The organism is Pseudomonas sp. MPR-R2A5, assembly GCF_058793055.1.
Genome location: NZ_JBXAFK010000004.1, coordinates 95,038 through 117,542, shown reverse-complemented (window position 1 = coordinate 117,542; position 22,505 = coordinate 95,038). Strand labels below are relative to the sequence as shown.

Genomic DNA, 22,505 nt, shown 5'->3' with positions numbered 1-22,505 from the left:
ATGCACATCGCCACGTGACGATTATTGCGACAGGCGAATGACGTCGACCTGCGCCTTCGAGGCGTTGCGATACGCAGTCACTTCCAGCTCAACCTTGTAGACCGTCGAGCCCAGTGGCGGGCAGGTAACGGTGCTGGCCGGATCGACACCGCGAAACTTTTCGCCGATCAACCCCATCACGGCCGGCACGTCCTTGGGGTCCTGGATAAACACCCGTGAACACACCACATCGGCCAGGCTCGCATCGACTGCCTTCAGGGCTGACTCGATGTTGGCAAACACCTGGAGAGTCTGCTCCAGGACATCTTCGGGAATCAGCTTGGTCTGCGGGTTACGGCCCGCGGTGTTGGAAACGTAGATCCAGTTGTCCACGGCGACCAGGCGCGAATAGCTGGCCTGGTCTTCGAATGGGGAACCGGTCTTGAGCTTGGTGATTTTTGTCATGTCGAATATCTCGTCAAATGGGATGAAGATGAGGCTTAGCGCAGTACCGGGGTTTCCCACAGGTTCAACGTCACGCCGATGCCTTTTTCGATGGCGTTGCGATACACGACCGTGCCCCAGGCCACGTCTTCGACGGGCATGCCGCCCACCGACATGATGATGATTTCTTCATCGTTTTTGCGGCCTGGTGCGGCCCCGGCGATGATCTTGCCGATGTCCTCGACTTCATCGAGTTGCATCTTGCCCTCGGCAATCATGTCCATGAAGCGCACGCCAATCACCGGCACGTTGTGATGCGCAGGCTTGGGTAACTCTTCGAACCAGGCCTGGTACAGACCGGTGTTGTCCAGCACCTTGCGCACGTCGGGTTCTTCCATGCCTGCGTCCAGCGAGCAGGCCGCCGGCATCGCGAGGAACGCACCTGGCTTGACCCATTCACGCCGCACAATTGGGTAGGTCGACGGGTCACCCGTTTCCCCGGAGCTACAATAAGTAACAAGGTCCGAGTCGCGGACCACCGCTTCAAGGGTGTCGACCACGGTAATCGTGGTGATCTGCGGATAAGTTTCTTTGACCCACGCGATAAAGTTGTCGAGGCTCTTCTGGCCACGCCCCTTGATCTTCAGGGTGTCGATATGCGGGCATACCGCGATGAATGCCGCCAGCGTGGTCTTGCCCATGACACCCGGGCCAAGCAGCCCGACGACTTTCGAGTCCTTGCGTGCCAGGTGGCGTGCGCCCACGCCAGGAATCGCACCGGTGCGGTATGCGGACAACAGGTTGGCCGACATGTGCGCCAACGGCGCGCCAGTGTCGGGATCATTGAGCGTGAACATCAGGATGGAACGCGGCAGGCCTTTTTCGCGGTTGGCGATATTGGAGCCGTACCATTTCACGCCGGCAGTGCAGAAGCTGCCGCCCAGGTAGGCCGGCATCGCCATCATGCGCCGGTCAGCCGTGGGCTTGGGCATGTTCGGGAACGGCGAATCCTGCGGGAAAATCACCATCGCACCATGGGAATCATTGTTCGGGCCGGCCATGCGGTAGTCACCGGCATACAGCAAGCCGAACATCTCCTCCATGGTATTCACGCAGGCCAGCATGTCGGTCACTCCCGCGCGGATCATGTCCTGCTCGGAGAGGTAGATAAAGTCGATTTTTGTAGTTGTAGACATAGTTATTCTCGGACTGAAGGTGATATCACTGCGGTAGGCGCAGCTCCACGCTGTCGAGATCGAGTATCAGGTGGGAGATGTTGGCGGTATTGTAAATTTCGGACATGCCGCTCAGTCTGGTAGGACGATAGTTGGCGCGATAAATGCGTTAAACTTCCCGTAGCGCTGCCTTCCCAAGGTGCAACCATGATCAAACAGAACGTGCCGACTCCCCGGCACCACACCGCGAACGAACAGCCCTGGTTCGTGCTCAACTCTTCACGCTATTCGGTGATGCCTTGCGCACATCCGGCGATCTCGCACTTCTATGCCTTCGATGTGGCGCAATCGGCCAACCTGCTGGCCGTCCCGGACGGCTGCGTAGATATCTTGTTCGACTGTGATGCGACGCGCCCTACCGCGCGGATCTGTGGCACGCCGCTGGTTGCCCAGGCGGTCGAGTTGCACCAGCACCACCATTACTTCGGCGTACGCTTCTCACCGGGCGTTATTCCGGGCTTCGTCAATGTGCTCGCAGAAGAGTTGACCGAACGCGAACTGGACCTGCTGGAGGTCTCCGAGTTCGCCCAACGCATCTTCGAAAGCATCGTCCAGACACCGCTGCTGGGCGATCAGATGCGACTGTTCAACGACTACCTGACCCCACGCCTGATGGGCAAGACCTCGAAACTCACCGCCATGATCATCCAGCAGACGATGCGCCATCGCGGCGATATTCGCGTCCAGCAACTCGAAGACCTCAGCGGCTACACCAGCCGCACCTTGCACCGCCAGTTCAACCAGGACACCGGTATGTCACCCAAGACATTTTGCCGGATCATCCGCTGCCAGGCGGCCCTGGACACCCTCAATACCCAGCACGATGTGTCGTTTTCGCAGTTGGCCCTCGACCTGGGCTTTTCCGATCAATCTCACTTCCTGCGCGACTTCAAGAAACTGGTCAGCACCACCCCCTGCGACTACCAACGCAAGATGACGCAAAACGCCTACAGCGACAGGATCAGCTACGCCTGACCAGGCTGTTGGCAAATAAACCCGCGTCTCCATCGTTTCTCCATAAAACCTCCCATGAAAGCGCATGCTCGTGGTGCACAGTAGCCTTCGTCGTTACAGGGTAATTCGCCATACTGTAATGACCGAACAGCACGACCGAGCCAACCATGACTGAATCGCACCTTGAATCGACGCCAACGGACTTCGCGGATAAACGCCAGGCGTTGATATTGATCGCTGAAGACGAGCCCGAAATCGCCGACATCCTGACGGCCTATCTCAAGCGCAGTGGCTTCCAGATCGCCCATGCCCTGGATGGGCGCCGTGCCCTTGAACTGCATCAATCGCTCAAGCCCGACCTGGTGTTGCTGGACGTGCTGATGCCGAAACTGGACGGTTGGATGGTACTGGCCGAGATCCGCCACCGGGGTACCACGCCGGTGATCATGCTGACCGCCCAGGACCAGGACGTGGACAAGTTGATGGGGCTGCGTATCGGTGCCGACGACTACATTGTCAAGCCGTTCAACCCCGCCGAAGTCGTCGCCAGGACCCAGGCAGTGCTGCGTCGTTCGCTCGATCACGGCTACGGTGCGCGCCAGAGTGTGCTGCGGGTAAATGCCTTTGAAATCGATATCGACAGCCATGAAGTCAATGTGCAGATCGGGGCACATAAGCATTCGCTCAACCTGACAGTGACGGAGTTCAGGCTATTGGCACAACTGGCCAAGGCGCCCAAGCGCGTCTTCAGTCGCGCTGAATTGCTGGCCCTGTGTTCGCCCGAGAGTGACAGCCTGGAGCGTACGGTGGACAGCCATATCAGCAAGTTGCGGCGCAAAATCGAAGACCTGGGTCTACAGGGCGTACCGACCAGTATCCGTGGGGTCGGCTACCGGTTCGGGAACAACCCATGAAGATCGCCAACAGCTTGAGCCGACAGATCATCTTGTCGATGTCTACCGTGGTGCTCTGCGTGATCGCACTGTCGGTGGTCGGTTCCTACGTGTTTTACGCGCTGCTCTGGATGTTCTGGCCGCCGTCGGATCTGGACATGGACGAATGGCTGCCCTCCGGCATGGAGTGGGCATGGATGGCACTGATCACCTGCATCAGCCTGGCGGTGGGGGCCGTGGTGGCGATCAAACTGTCCCGACGCATTCTGATGCCCTTGAACTCGGTCGCGGCCAGCCTGCGCCGCCTTGCCGACGGTGACCTCGATGCCCGGGCGACGGCCTCCGACCGCTCATTGGCTGAGGCCTCCCTGTTAGTGGATGACTTCAACAGTATGGCTAAACGCTTGAAACGCATGGCTGAAGAACAATCTTTCTGGAACGCCGCGATTGCGCACGAACTGCGCACCCCGCTGACCATCCTGCGTGGCCGCTTGCAAGGGTTGGCAGAAGGCGTGTTCACGCCGGACCAGGCGCAGTTCTACAGCCTGCTGAACCAGGTGGAAGGCCTGACGCGCCTGATCGAAGACCTGCGGGTCGTGGGCTTGGCGGACAACGGCTACCTCGAAATCCAGATCCAAAGTGCCAACCTGGCCGAGGAAATCGAGGCAGACGCCCGCCTGTTCGAACCAGGCCTTCTTGCCGCCGGGTTCGTGCTGCATCTGGACCTGCTCGAACGGCCCATCCAGTGTGATCCGGCCAGGATCCGCCAAGCGTTACTGGCCATGCTGGACAACCTGAAACGGCATGCAACCCCAGGCAATGTCACGGTGCGCCTGAGCAGCCAGGATGGCCTGAATGCCCTGAGTGTCGAGGACGAAGGCCCAGGGATTGAAGAAGCGTTTGCAGCGCACATCTTTGAGCCGTTCCAGCGCGGGGAAAGCTCGCGATCCCGCGCCCAGGGTGGCAGCGGCCTGGGGCTCGCCGTCGTGCGCGCAATTGCCCTGTCCCATGGGGGCAGCGTGACCTGCCGGAACCTGGACAACGGCGGCACCTTATTCGAACTGAGCTGGCCCGACCAACTGGTCGCCATCTAAACCCAACCGTCCCGGGTGACGACATGCGCTTGTCTATTTTTAGAGTCAATAGCGTTCAGCAGTACCGCCACTTTGCCTTACTCGACACACAGGGACGCTGTATCGCTTTCAAGAGCTGCGAAGGGACTCCACAGAACGGCGAATGGGTGCAAGTCAACGAAGTCAACCTGGCCTGGTTGTACAAGGCGCTGCCTGCGCACGCCTTGGCCAAGTCAAACACCCGCACTTTGTAGTTCAGCCTGGGATTGCATGTATGTCTACTAACTATCGCGATCGAAACTTGATTGACGTGACCCTGCTTGAAGACTCCGTACGGCTCTATAGCGCGAAGCTCAGGAGGCTGCAACGTTTCTGGATTCCCCTGCAGAAACAGGCGCCCCGGCTGGTGCTGTCACTGTGGATCCTCGGTGTTATCGCCTCGCTGGTCAGCCAGTCCTATTACCACTGGCTGTTTACCGCGCCTGCCATTTGCCTGCTGATCATCCTGGAAATCGTTATCGAAGAAGTGCAGATCGACTTGTTACTGATGACCGAGGAGACGCGTTATCTGCTCGACGTCACCCACGGTCTGTATGCCGGAACCCTGAGTTCCCACCCCCGTACTTTGCACAAACCAGGTGGCCCATGCCCTCCGTCACACCTCCACTACTGATTGAGCACAGCCGCAAGCTCGGTCAACAGTCCGCCAGCCAGACGCTCAAGGCGATCGCCAAGGCCTATCCCGGTAAGTTGTTTTGTACCCTGTCGCTGGTGGCGTTGGAAAACGCGCTGCTGCTGGCCTACCCGTTGTTTGCTGGGTTTGCCGTAGACGCCATGCTCCGTGGCGACGCCGGCAACGCCTTGTTCTATGCCGCCGTGGTGTTGGGCTTCTGGGTAGTGGGCGCGGCCCGACGCGCCCTCGACACCCGCACCTTTACGCGTATCTACGCTGACCTTGCGGTACCGGTGATTCTTAACCAGCGCCTGCAACGTCATAGCACCTCGAAGGCCGCCGCACGGGTGGTATTGGCACGGGAATTCGTCGATTTTTTCGAAAAACACGTGCCCACGATTGCCACGGCGCTGGTCTCGATCATCGGCGCGGCCGCGATGTTGCTGGTGATTGAGCCTTGGGTCGGCCTGGCGTGCCTGGTGGCGCTGGGGCTGTGTCTCGCGGTGGTGCCAGGCTTTGCGCGGCGCAACCAGCGCTTGCATGAGCGCTTGAACAACCGCCTGGAAAAGGAAATCAGCCTGGTGGAAAAGGTCGGTGCCCACACCTTGCGCCGTCACTATCAGGTGCTGTCACGGCTGCGTATCTGGCTGTCGGACCGTGAGGCCATCGCCTTCCTCACCATCGGTATCCTCGCGGCCTTGCTGTTTGTGGTCGCCATCAGCCAACTGGCACTGGCGCCTGCGGTGAAGGCCGGGCATATCTATTCGGTGATGACTTACCTGTGGACGTTCGTCAGTTGCCTGGATGAAGCCCCCAGCGTGGTCGACCAATTGGCTCGGCTCAAGGACATCGGCAAACGCGTGGATCCGGGGTTGGATGAGGCGTCTACCTGATCCTTCGTCTGTTCAGACGATCGCCCGCTGGGTTTCCGACGGTGACTGGCCAAACAGTGCGCGGTAATGCGCGGCAAAGTGGCTCAGGTGGAAAAAGCCCATCGTCACCGCTACGTCGCCGACGTTTTGGCTGCAGGCCGGCGTAGCGATCAGGCGTCGACGCACCGCATTCAGGCGCAGGTTTCGCAGGTACTCAACCGGGCGCATGCCGGTCACCGCCTGGAAACTGTTCTGCAGGGTCCGCCGGCTCACCCGCAGCTGTTCGCACAGGTCGAGAATGCTCAATGGCGTATCGCCGCTGGCATCGATCAACTCCTGACTACGCTTGACCAGGTAGGCACTCACGGCGAAATTGCCGCGCCGGCAACGCACCTCATCGGTGGCGTTGCTGAACAGGTCCAGGAAGGCGCCAAGCAGTTCGTCTTCGAGCATCTTTTCGGCGCTCGTGCTGATAGCCTCCGTCTGTTGCAATAGGTGACGAAACAGTGGGTAGATACGCCGCCGTATCCGCAGCAGTAACGCATCGTCCACGCAAATCTGAGAACGGGTGGTTATGCGTTTGAGCTGGTCACTGGACAACTCGAAGGCCGCCAGTTTGGCAAAGCGTACGGTGTCGACGTTAAGCGCGAAGAAATCTGTGCCTTCGGGCGCATGCAACACAAACTCCTCGCCGTCACGCAACAGCACCACGTTGTGCGCCCCCACCTGCTGCCCCTGTACGACCGGCGCACTGCCCAGCGACATGGCCACGCACAGTCGCCCTGTGGGGGCAAAACCGCGCTGCACCACGCGTTTGTCCAGCACTTCCTGGAAGATCTGAAAGCGCTCGGCAGACAACTGGCGCAGCCCGCTCGTCAGGCAACCACGCCCCAGTTGGTCATACACTTGCCGCCAGCCCTGGATGGAGCCGGCATGCAGTTGAGGGTCATTGAAGGTTCGAACTTCAGCAAGCATGGTCGTCGTTCCTCGGGGGCCCCGTTGTCGTCATTGGCCTGAAGGGGACTGAAGTCATCCTTGACGGCAGCGATGGTTCACACCGCGGTTTTGTCCGTGGTGAAAAGCAAAGCCAGTTCCGTGCCAAACATATGCAGGCGGTACGTGGCAGGCTGGATATCCATCGGCGCCAGCAACGCACCGGACAGCACCACCTGCCCGGCCTCCACCGGCTGACGGTCGGCCAGCAGGCGGCGAATCAGCCAGCAAAGGTTGGTCAGCGGCGGGTCCTCGCGGCCCTCGGTATCGCCTTCGCCACAGAGCGCGCCGGTACATTCGAGGCGGTACGCCACATTGGCGTGCTTGACAGGGTCGAACGCGATTCTGGGGCCCAGGCAATAAAGGCCCGCCGCCGCGTTATCGGCGAGAAAGGCCCCCACCCCGAACGTCCAACCCTGCCAACGGCAGTCGGCAATCTCGAACGCCGGTGCCACCTCGGCAATCGCGTCCAGGATCTCCTCATCGCTGTACTCGCCCGGCGCCAGGCTGCGCCCCAACACAATCGCCACCTCGATCTCCAGCTTGGGCTGGATCAACCGCGACAGCGCCACCGCTGTGTTCGGCTGTACGCACATCTGGTCGGTCAGGCCGCCATACACCGGTTCGTCAATGCCGAAGCGCCGTTGCGCGGCGCTACCGGCGAAGGCGATCTTCCAACCGCTCAGTTGTTCGCCCGCGGCCTGGCGCAAAGCCAGCCCCTGGCGTTGCAGCGCGTACCCGGCGTTCAGGTCCAGCGCCTCGGGGGGGAGCGGCGCAATGGCTTGCACCCTGCGTGTGGCCTGGTCCAACTGGCTCAATACGCGATGATCGGCAGTCATGACAGCTGCTCCGCTAACTTGCGCAACACCGATTCAAGCCGCTCAGGCGTGGTAATGGCGGCGACAAACCGATCCGGACGCACCACAACGACGCAATCGCGCACCCTCGAGAACCATTCGCCGAGGCGGTTATCCACGTCCTCCACGCTGATGGCATCCGTGGCCGTCAATGGCTGGTTGCGCCCCATACCACTGCGCGAACGGTTGACCTGGATAAAGCGCGTGTCCCAGCGTGCCCAGAACGTGGCCATTTCTTCGCTCAGTTGCGCGCGCGGATTGACCCGATAACCCAGCACCGCATAGGAATTGCCAAGCACATCATCAAGACGCCGACGCTGCCCCTGGGCATCTTCGATATACGGCTGCACAAACAGCTGGCCGACCAGGTCGTCTTCGCGCAGTTCGGCACGTTCGTGATAGACCAACCCTTTGGTGATGGTGGCCTTGGGTTTGAACTTGAACTCCAACAGGTGCGAGCGCAGGTTATCTACGCTGTTCACCGCCTGGAACAACCAGTCACGCACGCCGGCCATCAACGGGTTGGTCAGCCCCAGTACCGTGCCCATATTGTCGGCCAGGGCGACCAGTTCGGTGGCGTGCCCACGACGTTCCTGGTCATAGGTGGCGAGGATCCCATGGGCAGCGCGCCCGTGGATGATCGCCGCCAGTTTCCAGGCCACGTTGGCCACGTCACGCAGCCCGGAATTGAGGCCCTGCCCGGCCCACGGTGGCGAAATATGTGCGGCATCGCCCACCAGCGCCACGCGCCCTTGGACGAACCGCGCCGCCACGCGGGAATGGTGGGTGTAGGCGCGGATACGGATGATGTTCAACGTGTCCACCGCGTCGCCGATATGCCCACGAATCAGATCGCGGATGGTGCTCTCTTCGCACATCTTCGCCTCGTCTTCGCCCTCCATCAGCATGAACTCCCAGCGCCGCTGCTGGTACGGCAGGTAGATGCATACGAATGGCCGCTGCGGGTCAGCGTGCAGCGCGGTATAAGGCGCATCCAAGGTGTCATTGGCGGTGTCGACCACTACCCATTTTCGCGCATGGGTCAGACCGATCAGTTCAACACCGAGCTTTTTGCGTACGGTGGAGCGCCCGCCATCGGCGCCGATCACATAATCGGCGCGCAGTTGGTAGACCTCGCCCTGGGCATCGCGCACCTGCAAGGTCACGCCCTCCCCATCCTGCTCCAGCTCGAGCATTTCATGGCCTTGGCGCAACACCACACTGCTGCGCTGCCCGAGCGTTTCGCGCAGCGTGCCTTCGAGCAACTGCTGCATGAAGATGTTGCGCATCGGCCAGCCGTAATGGGCGGTACTCGGTTTGACCTCGGCAAAACACACGCCGCGTGCGTTGTAATAGCGCAGCGGCACATCGCAGATCATGTCGCGCACCGCCAGTTCAGCGATGCCGATTGCCTGGAGAACGCGCAGCGCTTCATCATCCATGCCCACCGCGCGGGGGTAAGGCAATATGCAGTCGGCAAGCTCAAGGACGACGCAGTCGACACCGTACATTCCCATATAGTGCGCGGCCGTAATGCCGTTGGGGCCACCGCCCACGATGACAACTTGGGTCTTCTCCTGCTTCATCGCTATTCACCGCTTTTTTTGTTGTGGTTTGAGTCCAGCACCGCTTGATCCTGCGCGCTTATCAGTGCAGACCGTCAAGGCCTTTTACGTCTTCGGCTTTCAGGCCGCCCAAGCGTGCATGCAGGCGTCCGCGCGTGGCGAAGGCCCAGATCACGACGATCTCATCCGGCGAAGGACCGTCGCCGAAGGTCAGCGAGAAACTGTCGTAGTGCGAGCGCACGTACAACGCGTCCTTGTGCGCCAACGGCACGTCGATGGTCGAACCTGGGCCACCACGCTTGCCGGTGGACGGCACCCACGATTTGCCGCCGCCCAGCGCGACGCGAATCGGATCGGCGGCCGGGTTGGTCAGGAACGCATTACCGTGCTCGTACTCGCCTGCGCTGCCCACCAGGATAGCCTTGCCATAGCTTTGAATCTGGCGCGAACCGGCCAGTGCCTGGATGCGCCGGCCAAACTCTTGACCCAACAGCGGCGACGGCTCGATCAATTGCGACAGGTCTTCACTGTAGCGGCCGGCATATGGGTTGGCGATCACAGCAGCGACGGCGTATTTGAACACCGGCTCGCCATCGGCCAACTGCCCGGTTTCATTGGCCAGGGTCTCTTCAACGAAGCTGTACCATTTGCGGATGTGATAGCTGGCGAAATTTGCGGTTTTCATCAGTGTGCCTCTGTTCAAAGGGGTTCGAGTGGATCAAGCGTGATGTTGCGACTCGGCGCACCGGCGGCCTTGAAGCGGGCCTTGCCACACGCATCGTCATGCTCGGTTTCAAGAAAGAATTCCATGCGATTGCAATCGGGGTCGTTGAAATACAGGCCGTTGCCGATTTCGTGATCGGTGATCTTCACCACCTCGACGCCCTTGCTCAGCAACATCCCGTACAGCTGACGCAAGGTTGTCATGTCCCCGGCGATTTCCAGGCCATAGTGTTGCAACCCGAGCCCACCTTGATGGGCACCCGGTTCGGCACGAATCAAGGCGATATCGTGGTGCTTGCCCCCAAATGCCATCATGACCCAGCTCTCGCCTCGGGCACTTTCGTGCATGCCCAGGATGTCGGCGTACCAGCGTGCCGATACGTCAGGGTCACTGACCCAGAGCGATAAGTGAGTACGCAGGATCTCGACCTTCATGGCGGTATTCCTCAGTGTTTTTTGACGATGGATTGGTGCCCGGACTTGATCTGCGCAACCGCAGGCGTCCAGAGCACATCAGCGATCTCGCTGAATTCCCGCCAATGCTTCTGCCAGCCGTCACCGCCGTTGTCGGAGGTGAACAAATGCCCGTACTTGGTGCCCGCCACGATCTGGCGCGGGTTGGCCGGGTTGAAGGCAATCGCCCAGACGCAGGAGTTGGGCTGCTGTGGCAGCGGCAGCACGGTCCAACTGAGCGCGGCATCACGGGAGACCAGAATCTTGCTGGTGGTGCCCGGCGTACCGTCGGAAATACTCAGGTACAGCTCGTTCTGTGTGCCCAACGGCGCGTTCATGGCGCGTATGTAGTACAGGCCGAAGGCTTCCCGGCCGATAATGCCGGTCCAGGTCAGTCCTTCATCCAGGCTGCGATAAACCGCATTGACACAGACCACCACGATGACTTTCTCGCCGTGGTTGGGCAGTACCAGGATGTTGTGGATGTCCGAGTTGTAGTCCCACAGCAGCCGGTCATCGATGCGTGCCCAACTGTCACCGCCGTCGCGGGAATGAAACAACCCGCCCTCCTCCAGGCCGAACCACACCTGGTTGCGGTCGGTGGGGTCATAGGCGAAGGCCAGCAGGCGTGGACGGCTGACGCCGTCGCAGAACTCGGGAATCTCCACCGGGGCGCGATCCCAGCTGGTGCCGCCGTCCAGGGTGCGCCAGAGCACAGCGCGCGAAGGCGCACCCGTGCCGACGAAAATCCGCTGTGCATCCTGGGGATCCACCGCCACCTTCCAGACGGTCTCGCCGTTGAACGGTGAGTCGACCTGCTGCCAGTGCCCGCCGGTGTCATGGCTGACGCACAAACCGATATCGGTGCCGGCATAGATCACTTCCGGCGCGTCGGGGTGCATGCTCAACGAACGGGTGATCGCGTCGAACTCCAGGTCCTGCCCCAGGCCCAGGCGATGCCAGCTCTTGCCGTCGTCGGCACTGCGGATCACCGCTTGGCCGACGGTGGCGACTAAAAGGGTTCCGTTACTCATCACAGATGCTCCTCAGATATAGATGCCACGGGTCAAGCCACCGTCGATACCGATGGACTCGCCCGTCACAGCGGCGGCCTTGGGCGACGCGAGGAAACCAATCAACCAGCCCATTTCAATCGGTGCCAGGGTGCGGCGAATCGGCGTTGCGTCGATGTAGGCCTGTTCGACCTGCTCCGCAGTCTTGCCTTGCTTGACCGCTTCGCGCTCGTACAGCTCTTGGATATGCGGGGTGTCCACCACGCCAGGGTGAATCAGATTGACCGTGATGCCCGAAGGGCCGAGCTGGTCGGACAAGGTTTTAGTCATATGCGCGATCGCCAGGTTGCGCATGCCCGACAACACCTTGCTGCTGCGCCCGGTGAGCCCGCCGATGTTGATGATGCGACCGAAGCCGCCCGCCTTCATGTGTGGGGTCACGGCCTTGGCGCAACGGAAGTAACCGATCACCTTGGTGTTGAGATCCGACAGCAGCTCATCGTCGCCGGCATGCTCGATGTCATTGCGCACGACACCGGACGGCGCCGCGGCACCGTTGACCAGGATGTCGATACGGCCGAAATGCGCGTACGCCGCCTCGACCATCTCCGACACAGCCTTCATGTCATTGGTGTCGCAGAACAGCGGCAGTACTTCATTGCCGGTCTGTGCGCTGATTTCTTCGGCTGCCAGTTGCAGGAACGCCATGCGCCGCGCGCAGATCACCACCTTGCAGCCTTCCTCGGAGAGAAAACGTGCGACTTCCTTGCCGATGCCCATACCACCACCGGTGACAATGGCCACGCGGCCTTTCAATTCCAGATCCATAGCAATTACCTCTTGTGATTATTCAGTTCAGGCCAGATCGACAAACACACTCTTGGTCTCGGTGTAGGCATCGATCACGTTTTTACCCATCTCCCGGCCCCAGCCGGATTGCTTGTAGCCGCCGAACGGCGATGCCGCGTCGACCACGTTCCAGCAGTTGATCCACACTGAGCCAGCCTTGAGCTGCGCCGCCACGCGGTGTGCCGAGCGCAGGTCGCGGGTCCACAGGCCGGCCGCCAGGCCATATGGCGAATCATTGGCGCGCAGCACCAGGTCGTCGATTTCGGTCCAGCTCATGACGGTCAGCACCGGCCCGAAGATCTCTTCGCGGGCGACACAGGCACGCTCGGCGCGGTCAAGAAAAACGCTGGGCGCAATGAAGTGGCCGCGCTCCAGGTGGGCTGGGCGATCGCCACCGCAGATCAGTTCGGCGCCCTCCTCCTGGCCGCGTTGCAGGTAGCCCTTGACCGTGCTGAGTTGGCGCCCCGATACCAGCGGCCCCATGCTGCTGGCCGGGTCCAGGCCGTTGCCGAGCACATGGGCGGCGGCATGCCGCTCAAGCTCTTCCAACACCTGGTCCAGCACGCTGGCGTGCACGTACAACCGCGAGGCCGCGGTGCAGACCTGGCCCTGGTTGTAGAAAATCCCATCGGCGGCACCTTTGGCGGCGCGCACGATATCGGCGTCCGGCAAGATGATGTTCGGCGACTTGCCGCCCAGTTCCAGCGAGACTTTTTTCATGTTGCTGGTGGCCGCTTGCGCGATCAGCCGGCCGACCTGGGTCGAGCCGGTAAAGGCAATCTTGTCGATGTCGGGATGCTGGGCCAGCGGCGCGCCTGTTTCGGCGCCAAGGCCGGTGATCAGGTTGACCACCCCGGCCGGGAACCCGGCGGTCTCGATCAACTGCACCAAGCGAATCGCCACCAGCGGCGTCTGTTCGGCAGGCTTGAGCACCGCCACGCAACCGGTCGCCAACGCTGGGCCGAGCTTCCATACACACATGTTCAGCGGGAAGTTCCACGGCACGATCAGCGCACAGACCCCTACCGGCTCACGCAAGGTGTAGTTGAGCATCGGCGCGCCGCTGGCCGGCGATACCGGCAGCGTGCTACCTTCGATCTTGGTCGGCCAACCGGCGAAGTAACGCAGGATGGTTGCCGCACTGGCGGCTTCACCGCGAGCGGCAGCGATAGGCTTGCCGTTCTCCAGGGTGATCAACTGCGCCAGCTCCTCGCGGTGCTGGTCCAGCAGGTCCGCCAGGCGGAACAGCAACAGGCCGCGCTGGGCGGGAGACTGCAGCGCCCAGGCGCCGGTGAATGCGGCGCGAGCCGCGGCGACCGCTGCATCCACGTCACGCGCATCGCCTTGGGCGACTTCGGTCAGGGTTTCTTCAGTCGCCGGGTTTTCCACGGCAAACCGTCGGCCAGCGGCCGCGTCCTGCCAACTGCCGCCGATAAACAAGCGGCCCGGTTGGGACAGAAAGGCCTGGACAGCGGGTAGCACTTCGAACTGTTTCATCATCGACTCCTTCACAGCGCCATTTCGATCAGGCAAGGACCACCGTCGGCCTTGGCATTGGCCAGTGCCCGTTGCAGTTCGGCATTGGTTTGCACCGTGCAGGCCGGTACGCCGTAGCCTTTTGCCAGGGCTTTCCAGTCAATGCGCGGGCTGTCGAGCACGGTCAGGCGCAGGGCTTGCGGGTCCATTTCGGTCATGCCGAAACGACGCAACTCGTTCTGCAAAATCGCGTAGCGATGGTTAGCGGCAATCAGGATCACCACCGGCAACTGCTCGCGGGCGATGCTCCACAGGGTTTGGATGGTGTACTGCGCACTGCCGTCCGATTGCAGGCAGAACACGCTATTGCCGCGTTCCGCCAAGGCGGCGCCGAACCCCACCGGAATACCCTGGCCAATCGCGCCACCGGTATTGGTCAATACCCGATGCCGCGCGGCACGGGCGGAGGCGGTGAAGAAGGGATAACCGCAGGTGCCGCCTTCAACCGAGACAATGCTGTCGTGGGGCAGTGACGCGGCCAGCACTTGGCCGATGGACTGCGGCGTCAACTCGGCGTGGCCGGGCGGCAGTTCGATACCCTCCGGGGTCGGTACGTAGGCGGGTGCATCGAGGGCATCGGCCAACGCCGTCAGCGCGCCGGCGACATCGTCACCGACTTCGGCCAACGTCAGCAGGCGCTCACGTTCGGCGAGGCGCGACGGGATGCCTTCGTAGCCAAAGTAACTGATGGGCTCGGGCACGCCAGCACACACGACCAGGTCGTACTGCTCAAGAATTTCAATCGCCACTTCCGGGAAATACGGCAGGCGATCCAGATCCGGCAAACCACCGCCACGGTAGCTCAGGCGCGGAAAGGTCTCGGCAAACAGGCGTACACCCGGCAGTTGCGCCAGGCGCCCCGCCGCTTCCAGGCCCGCAACCGACAAACCCTCATCGCCGACGATAAACACCAGCCGCTTGCCGTCACGCAATGCCTGCGCCACGGACTCGACCCGGTCACCGGCAAATCGGCGAACCGGCGCGCACAACGGTGCGAACACACCGTTGTGCGTCACCGCGTGAGCTTGCAGGTCCATGGGCAAAATCAAACTGGCGATCTGACCTTTGGCCTGCCACGCCGCGCGTACCGCTTCCTGCAAATCCTCACCGATACCTGCCGCCGTGCGCGAGGTGCGCACCCAGCCCGAGACAGTGCCGGCCAAGGCCTGGATGTCACTCGCCAACGGTGGGTCGTAGTTCACATGCCATGAGGCGTGATCGCCGATGACGTTAACGATGGGTGTATTGGCTCGACGCGCGTTGTGCAGGTTGGCGATGCCATTGGCAAAGCCGGGGCCCAAGTGCGTCAGGGTCATCGCCGGCTTGCCGGCGATACGGCCATAGCCGTCCGCGGCGCCCGTGCAGACCCCTTCGAAAAGCGACAGCACCGGCTTGAGAGCAGGTGCGCTGGCCATGGCGGCCACCAGGGGAATCTCGGTGGTCCCGGGGTTGGCGAAGCAGTACTCGATACCGCTTGCCGCTGCCGCATTCACTATCAGTTGCGCACCATTCATTTTCAGCCCTCTTGCTTGAGCATTTGCAGTGATGAGATTTATCACACAAAAGCCTACGAGCAACAAGCATTTTATTAGTGTATTTCTCAATAAATGAGATAAATGCAATTTTAATCGGGTAAAACACCTGCCCAAGATTGCGTTTTTCTCTCACTGAGGTAGTGTTGCTCCAGCGCTTGGGGCTCGCGTGGGTGGCCGGATCCCTGCCGGTACGCAACAACCGCCCTTCCCTTTCTTTTAGGAACACAATGAGCAGCCTGAGCAAATTGCTGAGTATCCTGGACCTGTTTGGTCCACAGACGCTGAAGATCGAACCCGACACCATCGCCGAGCGCATGGGCCTGTCACGAGCAACCGTGTACCGCTACGTCAAGGACTTATGTGACGCCGGTATGCTCACCCGCGTGGACGCCGGCAGCTACGGCCTGGGGCCGCGTGTGATTGAGCTGGATTGGATGATGCGTCAGTACGACCCGATCCTTATCGCCGGACGCGAGTTGATGCACGAGCTGTCCGCACAAACGGGCCTGGCGGTGTTTGCCAGCGTGTTTTACGACGGGCGCATCATCAACACCTATATCGCCGAACCCACCGACACCTATCATTTTGCGTTCGGGCGCGGGCAACCGTTGCCGTTTTTCCGCGGGGCGCAATCGAAGGTTCTGATCGCCTTCCAGAAAGGTCGCCGCCTGCAACGCTTGTTCGACGAGCACATGGCCAACGACCCGGACAGCCCGTATGACTGGGCAAGCTTCTCCAAGGCCGCGAAAAAAATCCGCAAGGACGGTTACTGCCTGACCCATGACGAACTCAACCTGGGCCTGACCGGTATCGCCGCGCCGATCATCCAGGCGGACCTGGACGAGGTGGTCGGCAGCCTGTCCGCCGTCGGCAGCAGCCAGAGCTTCAAGCTGCTGCGCCAGGAAACCGTGATCGAAATGGTCATGGATACCACCCGGCGCATTGCCGAAAACATGCGCAACCCGCCGAGCAGCACCACGGCCTAGCCCGTTACGCTCAGAACGGTACGGCCACCGACAACTGGCTATACAGGTTGGTGCCATTGCCGCCGACTTGATTGCCACCGGTGGTCGAGTCCTGGTTGGGTTTGTAGAGCCCCACCAGCGGGGTGATGATCAAGTGCGGGTTGACGGCCCACTCGGCATACACGTCCAACTCGCGGCCATCCAGGTTCAGCGCATTGCTTTTACGCACGGTGGCGTAATCGAAATACAGTGCGCCCAGGCTCAGGTTCTCCAGTGGGGTTGCCTTCAACCCGACATGGTGGATGCGCGTATTGGTGTTGAACGGCCCGGCGTAATTACCGGCCACTTCGCCCTGGAACCAGGTGCCGTAGCCCGTGCTCAAACCGGTGAACAGCGCGTCCCAGTTCTGTGAATAGCGGGTGTAGCGATAAGTCACCTTGGGGGCCCAGGCGGTATCCGCGAAGGTGTAGCCGGCTTCGCCGTACCAGGCCTTCTCAGGCCCCGTATCCTTGTCCTGCCAGGCGTACTCGAACGCCAGGCTGACGTTCTTGATACCTGCATCGCCTTCACCGCGCACGCTGTAGATGTTCATGCCCTTGCGCTGGCGCTGAAAGTCGCTGGCCCATTGATCGTTCACGTCGAGGCCATGCACCCAGGTCAAGCCGAGCGTCCCCGGTTGGGCGGTGTAATCCAGGGTGCCGGCGGCCAATTCGGTCTCGGCCTGGATGCGGTTGTCCGACTTGAGCCACAACACGCTGCCATGCAGGCCATCCTGGCCACCCAGGCGCAACACGGCGGTCTGATCGAACGAGTGCCGGGCCGCCAGGTAGTAAGCGCCACCACGGTTCAAGCTGCCATCGGCCGGGCCCTTGCCCGGATTCAGGCCGTCATCGTTGATCAGGAACCCTCGACCGACCTTGACCACTTGGCGTCCGCCGGAAATATCCACGCCGTCTTTGCCCAACAGCGGAAACAGATCACCGGAGCGCCAGCCCAGGTAGGCGTCTTCAACCGTCGTCTTACGCTCGGTGCCCAGGCTGTTGCCGCCTGGATCCCCATCGCCCCACGTGGCGGAGCTGACCAGGGCGAAAGCCCCGTACGCGGTGCCATTCCCGCCCAAGGCCTGGTCAGCGCTCAAGCCGTACTTGATAAAGCCCTCGCGCCAACTGGAACCGCCCGGCGCGCCATCGTAGTTGTAGCGGCTGTTGAACTGACCGTACACCGCCGTCATGTTGGCGTTGAGATGACGACTGTCATCGCTGTACAGCTCATAAGCGTGCACTTGATTGATGGCGCCAAGCGTCAACAAGCACACCAGTGTGCGACCGAATAGGGGGCGACGTGCTGGATCGTACATGGTTCAAACGCCTTGTTCGTCAGCGCGCTTGCGCACAAACAACAGTTGCTGGCCGGTGAACTCCAGCAGCCCCTCAAGGCCGAACTCGACGCCAAACCCCGACATCTTGCTGCCGCCAAACGGCGTGTTCGGCTGGATCTGTGCGTGGCAATTGACCCACGCAACCCCGCTTTCCAGGCGACTGGCCAAGGCCTGGGCCTGCTCGGTATCCGGTCCCCAGACCGATCCGCCGAGCCCCATGTCACCGGCATTGGCGCGGCGCAGCACATCCTCCACGTCCCGGTAAGCAATCAAGGGCAGCACGGGGCCAAACTGTTCCTCGTCCACCAGGCGATGCCCGTCGGTAACGTCCGCAACCAGCGTGGGCGGATAAAAAAACCCAGGCTTATCCAGGCGCGCACCGCCGCACAACACCCGTGCACCGTTTGCCCGCGCGTCGGCGACCAATGCCTCCACCAGTTCCAGTTGCTCAAGGTTCTGCACGGGCCCGAAGGTCACACCGGCCTCCAGACCATCCCCCACCACCTGGCGCGCGGCAATGTGCGTCAGCGCATCGGCAAAGGCCTGGTACTGCGACTCGTGGATATACAGGCGCTTGAGGGCCGCGCAGGTCTGGCCCATGTTGAGAAAGGCCGCCTGGAAGATTTCCTCGGCCACCGCCTCCACCGACGTTCCTGGCAATACGATTGCCGCATCGTTCCCGCCCAGCTCCAGGGTCAGGCGCTTGAGGTTGCTGGCGGCGCCACGCATCACGCTCTGCCCGGTAGCGGTAGAACCGGTAAAGACAATCTTCTGGATACCGGGGTGCGAGGTGATCGCGCTGCCGAAGCCCTGCTCACCGGTCACGCAGTTGATCACGCCCTGAGGCACGTGACGGGCAATGATTTGCGCCAGACGCAAGGTGCTCAGCGGCGTCAGGCTCGACGGTTTGCTGATCACGCAGTTGCCGGCACGCAGCGCCGGCATGATGTGCCAGACGGCGATCATGAACGGCCAGTTCCAGGGTGTGATCGACGCCACGACACCCAAGGGTTTACGGTGCAGTTCGACGCGTTGCGTGGGGGTTTCCTCCACCAGTTCCACCGCGATCTCCTGAGCGGCCGCGTAGCGGGTCCAGGCGGCAGCTCCCATGACCTCGGAAAACGCCAGCTCCAGCGGTTTGCCTTGCTCCAGCACAATCAGCCGGGCCAGTGAATCGGCCTCCTGCTCGATATCCGCCGCAATCGCCAACAAACGCTCACAGCGGTCAGGGTGGCTGCTGTGGCGCCAGCTTTTGAATGCCTGCTGCGCGGCGTCGACTGCCTGGTCGAGTTGCCCCAGGGATCCTGCCGGGCATTGGGCAAATGCGACACCCGTGGCCGGGTTGATCACGTCAAACTGACCTTGTTCGCCGGCCACTTGAGCGCCATCGATGAGCATCTTGTAGTTGTGCATTTGAAACCTTCCTTTCACGTGCAGACCCACCCTGTCGAGCAACGACAGGCGGTAATTGTCTGATTAACTGGAGCGTTCTTAGAGCTTGTGGCTGCCCAAGGCGAGAAACCGTTGCGGGGAGATCCTTCGCAGCCGCGCGGCGAGCACGATGCCGATGATCAGGGCCGCGGGAATAATCGCGCAGAGGCTGTATGACAGCAGTTGGCTGGCACCGGTCAGTACGTCGAAATGCACCACCGCCAGCACCAGCACCAGGAACAACGCCAGGCAGGAGAAACCGGGCAGGATACGTCCGCGCAAGAGCCCGACGTTAAGCTCGGGATGGCGATGGAAGTAGACGCACACCGCCACAGAGGTCAGTGCCATCAGCAAAATCACGCACAGCGTGGCCAGGTTGGACAGCCAGGCAAACAGTTGCAGGATCGGATCGGCATCCATCGCGGCGAAAATCATTACCACCACCGCTGCGATCAGGCTCTGCAACGCCGAGCCCATATGCGGGCTCTGGTGCACGCGATGGGTCGTGCCCAGCAGGCTGTGCAACAAGCCATCACGGCCGATGGCATAGAAGTAACGCGCGGCGGCATTGTGAAAGGCCAACAGGCCGGCATAGATACTGACCATGAACAGCACGCGAATGATCTGGGTCAGTTGCGGCCCGACAAAGTGGTCGGACATGCCGTAGATAAACGTGGTCGGGTCCTGCAAGGATTGCAGCAGCGGCACGATCTTGTCCGAACCCACGCCCACCACCATCGACCACACCGACAACGCGTAGAAACCACCGATCAGCAACACCGAACAGTAGGTGGCAATCGGAATGCTGCGCTTGGGGTCCTTGGCCTCTTCGCCGTAGATGGTCGTGGCCTCGAAGCCGATAAAGGCAGCGAAACAGAACAACAGGCCGATTGACGGCGTGCCACTGAACACATGGCTGCTGCTGAACGAATCAAGGTTGATGCCGTTGTCGCCGCCAGACTTGAGAATGGCGAAGTCCAGGACCAGGATCGCCAGGTACTCGGCGATCACCACCACCGACAGCACCCGCGCCGACAGGTCAATCTTGCGATAGCCCAGGATCGCGATGCTCGCCATCGCCATCAGCGAGTAAGCCCACCAGGGCAACACCAGGCCAAAGGCGGCTTCCATGGTGCCGCTGACCACCCCGCCGAACATCCCGTACAACCCGACCTGCAGGATGTTGTAGGCAAACATCGCCAGCACCCCGGCGGCACCGCCCGCCAGGCCACCCAGGCCTCGGGACGTGAACGCGTAAAAACCACCGGCATTGGTCACGTGGCGCGACATGGTGGTGTAGCCCACCGAGAACGCCAGCAGCACCAGCAAGGCGAGGATCAGCAAGGCCGGGGTACCGGCACCGTTGCCCAGCATGATGCCGATGGGGAAACCGCCGGCGATCACACTCAGCGGGCTCGCCGCCGAAATCACGAAAAAGATAATGAAGCCCACACCCAGGGCACCACGCTTGAGCTCCGTGGAGCTGTTGACCGGGATAGATACACTCATGTTGTTGACCTTATTCTATGAGGCAGTCGCTTTAGGGTTGGCCCGACCACACCGCATCGGCACCGGTTAGCGTTTTGTTTTAGTTGCGCGCTGAATTTGATCCTATGCCCGCCCTTGAGCCGCTCGCTATCCCAAATCGGTAGCATCCGAAGCCCCGCCCCAAAACAGGTCGAGGCGGCACGCTCAATCCCGGCGCAGTTGCCGATTTGGGATAGCCGCCTGGCCTGTCATGCCTGCAACCTAGCCTCAGCCGTGCTATGCCCGGATGCCGGCAACCAGAATAAGAATGAGGGCTCGCCCCCCAGCCCATCATCGCGAAGCCCACTTGTAGGACGCCCCGACCATGCATCTAGCTCACCTCACCATTCAATGGCGTATCACCCTGCTCAGCGGACTCTGCCTGCTGACAGTAGTGGCGGCCCTGATTGGCGCCAGCGCGTATCAGAATCAAGCCAGTGCAAAGCTGCTTAAAGAGCAGAGCAGCGAGTTGCTCGCCCACGCTGCGCTGGAGCGCTTGCAGGCCCAGGCCATGGCGCATGGCCAACAGGTGGAGCGTTTTTTCAGTGAAACCGCGCTATATGGCGAAGGGTTTGCGCAACAGGTTCTGCAACTGCGCGAGCAAACGCTCAACGGTCGCCTGACGGTCGCGCAATTGCGCGAAGCCCTGATCAGCAGCGCCCGTGAAGCCCTGAAACAGCGCGAAAAAGTGCTCGGCCTGTACGTCATCATGCTGCCGGATGCGTTGGCCGGCACTGACGCCGCCTGGCGCGACCAACGCGCCATGGCAGGCAATGAAACCGGGCGCTTCGCGCTGTATTGGTCACAGAGTCAACCGGGGCAACTGGTGCAAGAGGTACTGAGCGAGGCACAAATCGCCGCGAACACCGCGCCCCCCGGCAGCGAACCGGGAAACGCCTGGTACGCTTGCCCTCAAGCACAAAGACGGGTGTGTGTGGTCGAGCCGTACACCATCGAAGTGGAAGGCCAGAAATCCCTGATGAGCAGCATTTCCATCCCCTTGATCGTCAACGGCAAAGTGCTCGGCGTGGTGGGCATGGATATTAGCCTCGACACCCTACAGAAGCTGGCCGCCGACCTCGGTCAGGACCTGTACCAGGGCAACAACGAAGTCACCATTATGTCGGCCTCGGGCCAAGTGGCAGGACGCAGCGGCAACGTCTCGGGGGACACGCTCGATATACGCCAGCCCCTTCAGCCCGTGGCGGGCAACCCGGCCTGGCAACTGGAGATCAAGGTTGCGCAAGCACGGGTGCAGGCGTCTGCCCGACTGATGCAAAGCGAACTGGACGCTAAAAGCCGCGAGGCCAACTGGCTCAACCTGGGCTTGGGCATTTTTGCCAGCATCCTGGGTATGCTGCTGATCTGGCTCGCCGCTTACGGCGTGACACGTCCATTGATCAAAATGGCCGAGCTGCTCGATGCCATTGTCGAAGGTGACGGCGACCTCACCCAGCGCCTGCCCGCCGGCAGGCGCGACGAGTTGGGGCATTTGGCCACTGGGGTCAATCGCTTCCTGGACACGTTGCAGCCCATTATTCGCGATATCCAGACCGC

The 22,505-nt window shown here is 61.3% G+C and carries 20 protein-coding genes and 1 pseudogene; 7 read left to right on the top strand and 14 right to left on the bottom strand.

The genetic code is table 11. The features are described 5' to 3' along the window. Positions 1-21: 21 nt before the first annotated feature. Both AC1Q6I_RS04555 and AC1Q6I_RS04550 read right to left on the bottom strand, forming a co-directional pair. Positions 22-444: a RidA family protein gene (locus AC1Q6I_RS04555; RefSeq protein ID WP_024075444.1), complete on the bottom strand. Its 423-nt coding sequence runs from the start codon at positions 442-444 to the stop codon at positions 22-24. A gap of 35 nt (positions 445-479) precedes the next feature. After that, positions 480-1,619, bottom strand: coding sequence for an ornithine cyclodeaminase family protein (locus tag AC1Q6I_RS04550; RefSeq protein WP_024075445.1), 1,140 nt, complete (start codon positions 1,617-1,619; stop codon positions 480-482). A 186-nt stretch (positions 1,620-1,805) separates the two neighbouring features. Between AC1Q6I_RS04550 and AC1Q6I_RS04545 the strand changes: the two genes are divergently transcribed. From AC1Q6I_RS04545 to AC1Q6I_RS04525, 5 genes are all read left to right on the top strand, one after another. Further along, positions 1,806-2,633: a helix-turn-helix domain-containing protein gene (locus AC1Q6I_RS04545; RefSeq protein WP_102623364.1), complete on the top strand. Its 828-nt coding sequence runs from the start codon at positions 1,806-1,808 to the stop codon at positions 2,631-2,633. A gap of 146 nt (positions 2,634-2,779) precedes the next feature. Continuing rightward, the gene (locus tag AC1Q6I_RS04540; protein WP_024075447.1) at positions 2,780-3,526 is read left to right on the top strand and encodes a response regulator; all 747 of its coding nucleotides are present in this window, start codon (positions 2,780-2,782) and stop codon (positions 3,524-3,526) included. Beyond that, complete coding sequence (locus AC1Q6I_RS04535) at positions 3,523-4,599, top strand: ATP-binding protein (RefSeq protein ID WP_024075448.1); 1,077 nt, start codon at positions 3,523-3,525, stop codon at positions 4,597-4,599. Before AC1Q6I_RS04540 ends, AC1Q6I_RS04535 begins: the two co-directional genes overlap by 4 nt. Positions 4,600-4,852: 253 nt before the next feature. Then, positions 4,853-5,251, top strand: a complete 399-nt coding sequence (locus AC1Q6I_RS04530; protein WP_024075450.1) for a hypothetical protein — start codon at positions 4,853-4,855, stop codon at positions 5,249-5,251. Next, positions 5,224-6,144, top strand: coding sequence for an ABC transporter six-transmembrane domain-containing protein (locus AC1Q6I_RS04525; RefSeq protein ID WP_024075451.1), 921 nt, complete (start codon positions 5,224-5,226; stop codon positions 6,142-6,144). The genes AC1Q6I_RS04530 and AC1Q6I_RS04525 overlap by 28 nt, the downstream gene beginning before the upstream one ends. A 12-nt stretch (positions 6,145-6,156) precedes the next feature. Here AC1Q6I_RS04525 and AC1Q6I_RS04520 read toward each other — a convergent pair whose 3' ends face one another. From AC1Q6I_RS04520 to AC1Q6I_RS04480, 9 genes are all read right to left on the bottom strand, one after another. Further along, a complete protein-coding gene (locus tag AC1Q6I_RS04520; protein ID WP_024075452.1) occupies positions 6,157-7,098 on the bottom strand; it encodes a helix-turn-helix domain-containing protein in 942 nt (313 codons plus the stop codon). A 77-nt stretch (positions 7,099-7,175) separates the two neighbouring features. Beyond that, the gene (locus AC1Q6I_RS04515) at positions 7,176-7,955 is read right to left on the bottom strand and encodes a 2-keto-4-pentenoate hydratase (protein ID WP_102623362.1); all 780 of its coding nucleotides are present in this window, start codon (positions 7,953-7,955) and stop codon (positions 7,176-7,178) included. Further along, positions 7,952-9,559, bottom strand: coding sequence for a bifunctional 3-(3-hydroxy-phenyl)propionate/3-hydroxycinnamic acid hydroxylase (locus AC1Q6I_RS04510; protein ID WP_024075454.1), 1,608 nt, complete (start codon positions 9,557-9,559; stop codon positions 7,952-7,954). The genes AC1Q6I_RS04515 and AC1Q6I_RS04510 overlap by 4 nt, the downstream gene beginning before the upstream one ends. A gap of 61 nt (positions 9,560-9,620) precedes the next feature. Beyond that, entirely contained in the window at positions 9,621-10,223 is a 603-nt protein-coding gene (locus AC1Q6I_RS04505; protein ID WP_024075455.1) for an amino acid synthesis family protein, read from the bottom strand. A gap of 14 nt (positions 10,224-10,237) precedes the next feature. Then, positions 10,238-10,696, bottom strand: a complete 459-nt coding sequence (locus AC1Q6I_RS04500; protein WP_024075456.1) for a VOC family protein — start codon at positions 10,694-10,696, stop codon at positions 10,238-10,240. A gap of 11 nt (positions 10,697-10,707) precedes the next feature. Continuing rightward, positions 10,708-11,748 (bottom strand): WD40/YVTN/BNR-like repeat-containing protein, encoded by a 1,041-nt coding sequence (locus tag AC1Q6I_RS04495; RefSeq protein WP_041160939.1) that lies wholly within the window; start codon positions 11,746-11,748, stop codon positions 10,708-10,710. Positions 11,749-11,760: 12 nt separating this feature from the next. Next, positions 11,761-12,555, bottom strand: coding sequence for an SDR family NAD(P)-dependent oxidoreductase (locus AC1Q6I_RS04490; protein WP_024075458.1), 795 nt, complete (start codon positions 12,553-12,555; stop codon positions 11,761-11,763). Positions 12,556-12,582: 27 nt separating this feature from the next. Further along, positions 12,583-14,073: an aldehyde dehydrogenase family protein gene (locus AC1Q6I_RS04485; RefSeq protein WP_024075459.1), complete on the bottom strand. Its 1,491-nt coding sequence runs from the start codon at positions 14,071-14,073 to the stop codon at positions 12,583-12,585. 11 nt (positions 14,074-14,084) lie between these two features. Continuing rightward, entirely contained in the window at positions 14,085-15,626 is a 1,542-nt protein-coding gene (locus AC1Q6I_RS04480) for an acetolactate synthase large subunit (protein ID WP_102623361.1), read from the bottom strand. A 248-nt stretch (positions 15,627-15,874) separates the two neighbouring features. Between AC1Q6I_RS04480 and AC1Q6I_RS04475 the strand changes: the two genes are divergently transcribed. Then, positions 15,875-16,633: an IclR family transcriptional regulator gene (locus AC1Q6I_RS04475; protein WP_024075461.1), complete on the top strand. Its 759-nt coding sequence runs from the start codon at positions 15,875-15,877 to the stop codon at positions 16,631-16,633. Positions 16,634-16,643: 10 nt separating this feature from the next. On the opposite strand, the gene AC1Q6I_RS04470 is transcribed toward AC1Q6I_RS04475, so the two are convergent. The 3 genes from AC1Q6I_RS04470 to AC1Q6I_RS04460 all read right to left on the bottom strand — a co-directional run bounded on the left by AC1Q6I_RS04470 (position 16,644) and on the right by AC1Q6I_RS04460 (position 20,930). Then, positions 16,644-17,969: an alginate export family protein gene (locus AC1Q6I_RS04470; RefSeq protein ID WP_172831350.1), complete on the bottom strand. Its 1,326-nt coding sequence runs from the start codon at positions 17,967-17,969 to the stop codon at positions 16,644-16,646. Positions 17,970-17,972: 3 nt separating this feature from the next. Then, positions 17,973-19,403: an aldehyde dehydrogenase family protein gene (locus AC1Q6I_RS04465; RefSeq protein WP_102623360.1), complete on the bottom strand. Its 1,431-nt coding sequence runs from the start codon at positions 19,401-19,403 to the stop codon at positions 17,973-17,975. Between the two features lie 78 nt (positions 19,404-19,481). Further along, a complete protein-coding gene (locus tag AC1Q6I_RS04460; protein ID WP_102623359.1) occupies positions 19,482-20,930 on the bottom strand; it encodes an APC family permease in 1,449 nt (482 codons plus the stop codon). Between the two features lie 343 nt (positions 20,931-21,273). On the opposite strand from AC1Q6I_RS04460, the pseudogene AC1Q6I_RS04455 reads away from it, so the two are divergent. Further along, positions 21,274-22,467, top strand: a pseudogene (locus tag AC1Q6I_RS04455) (PDC sensor domain-containing protein); the annotation flags it as partial. Positions 22,468-22,505: the final 38 nt, after the last annotated feature.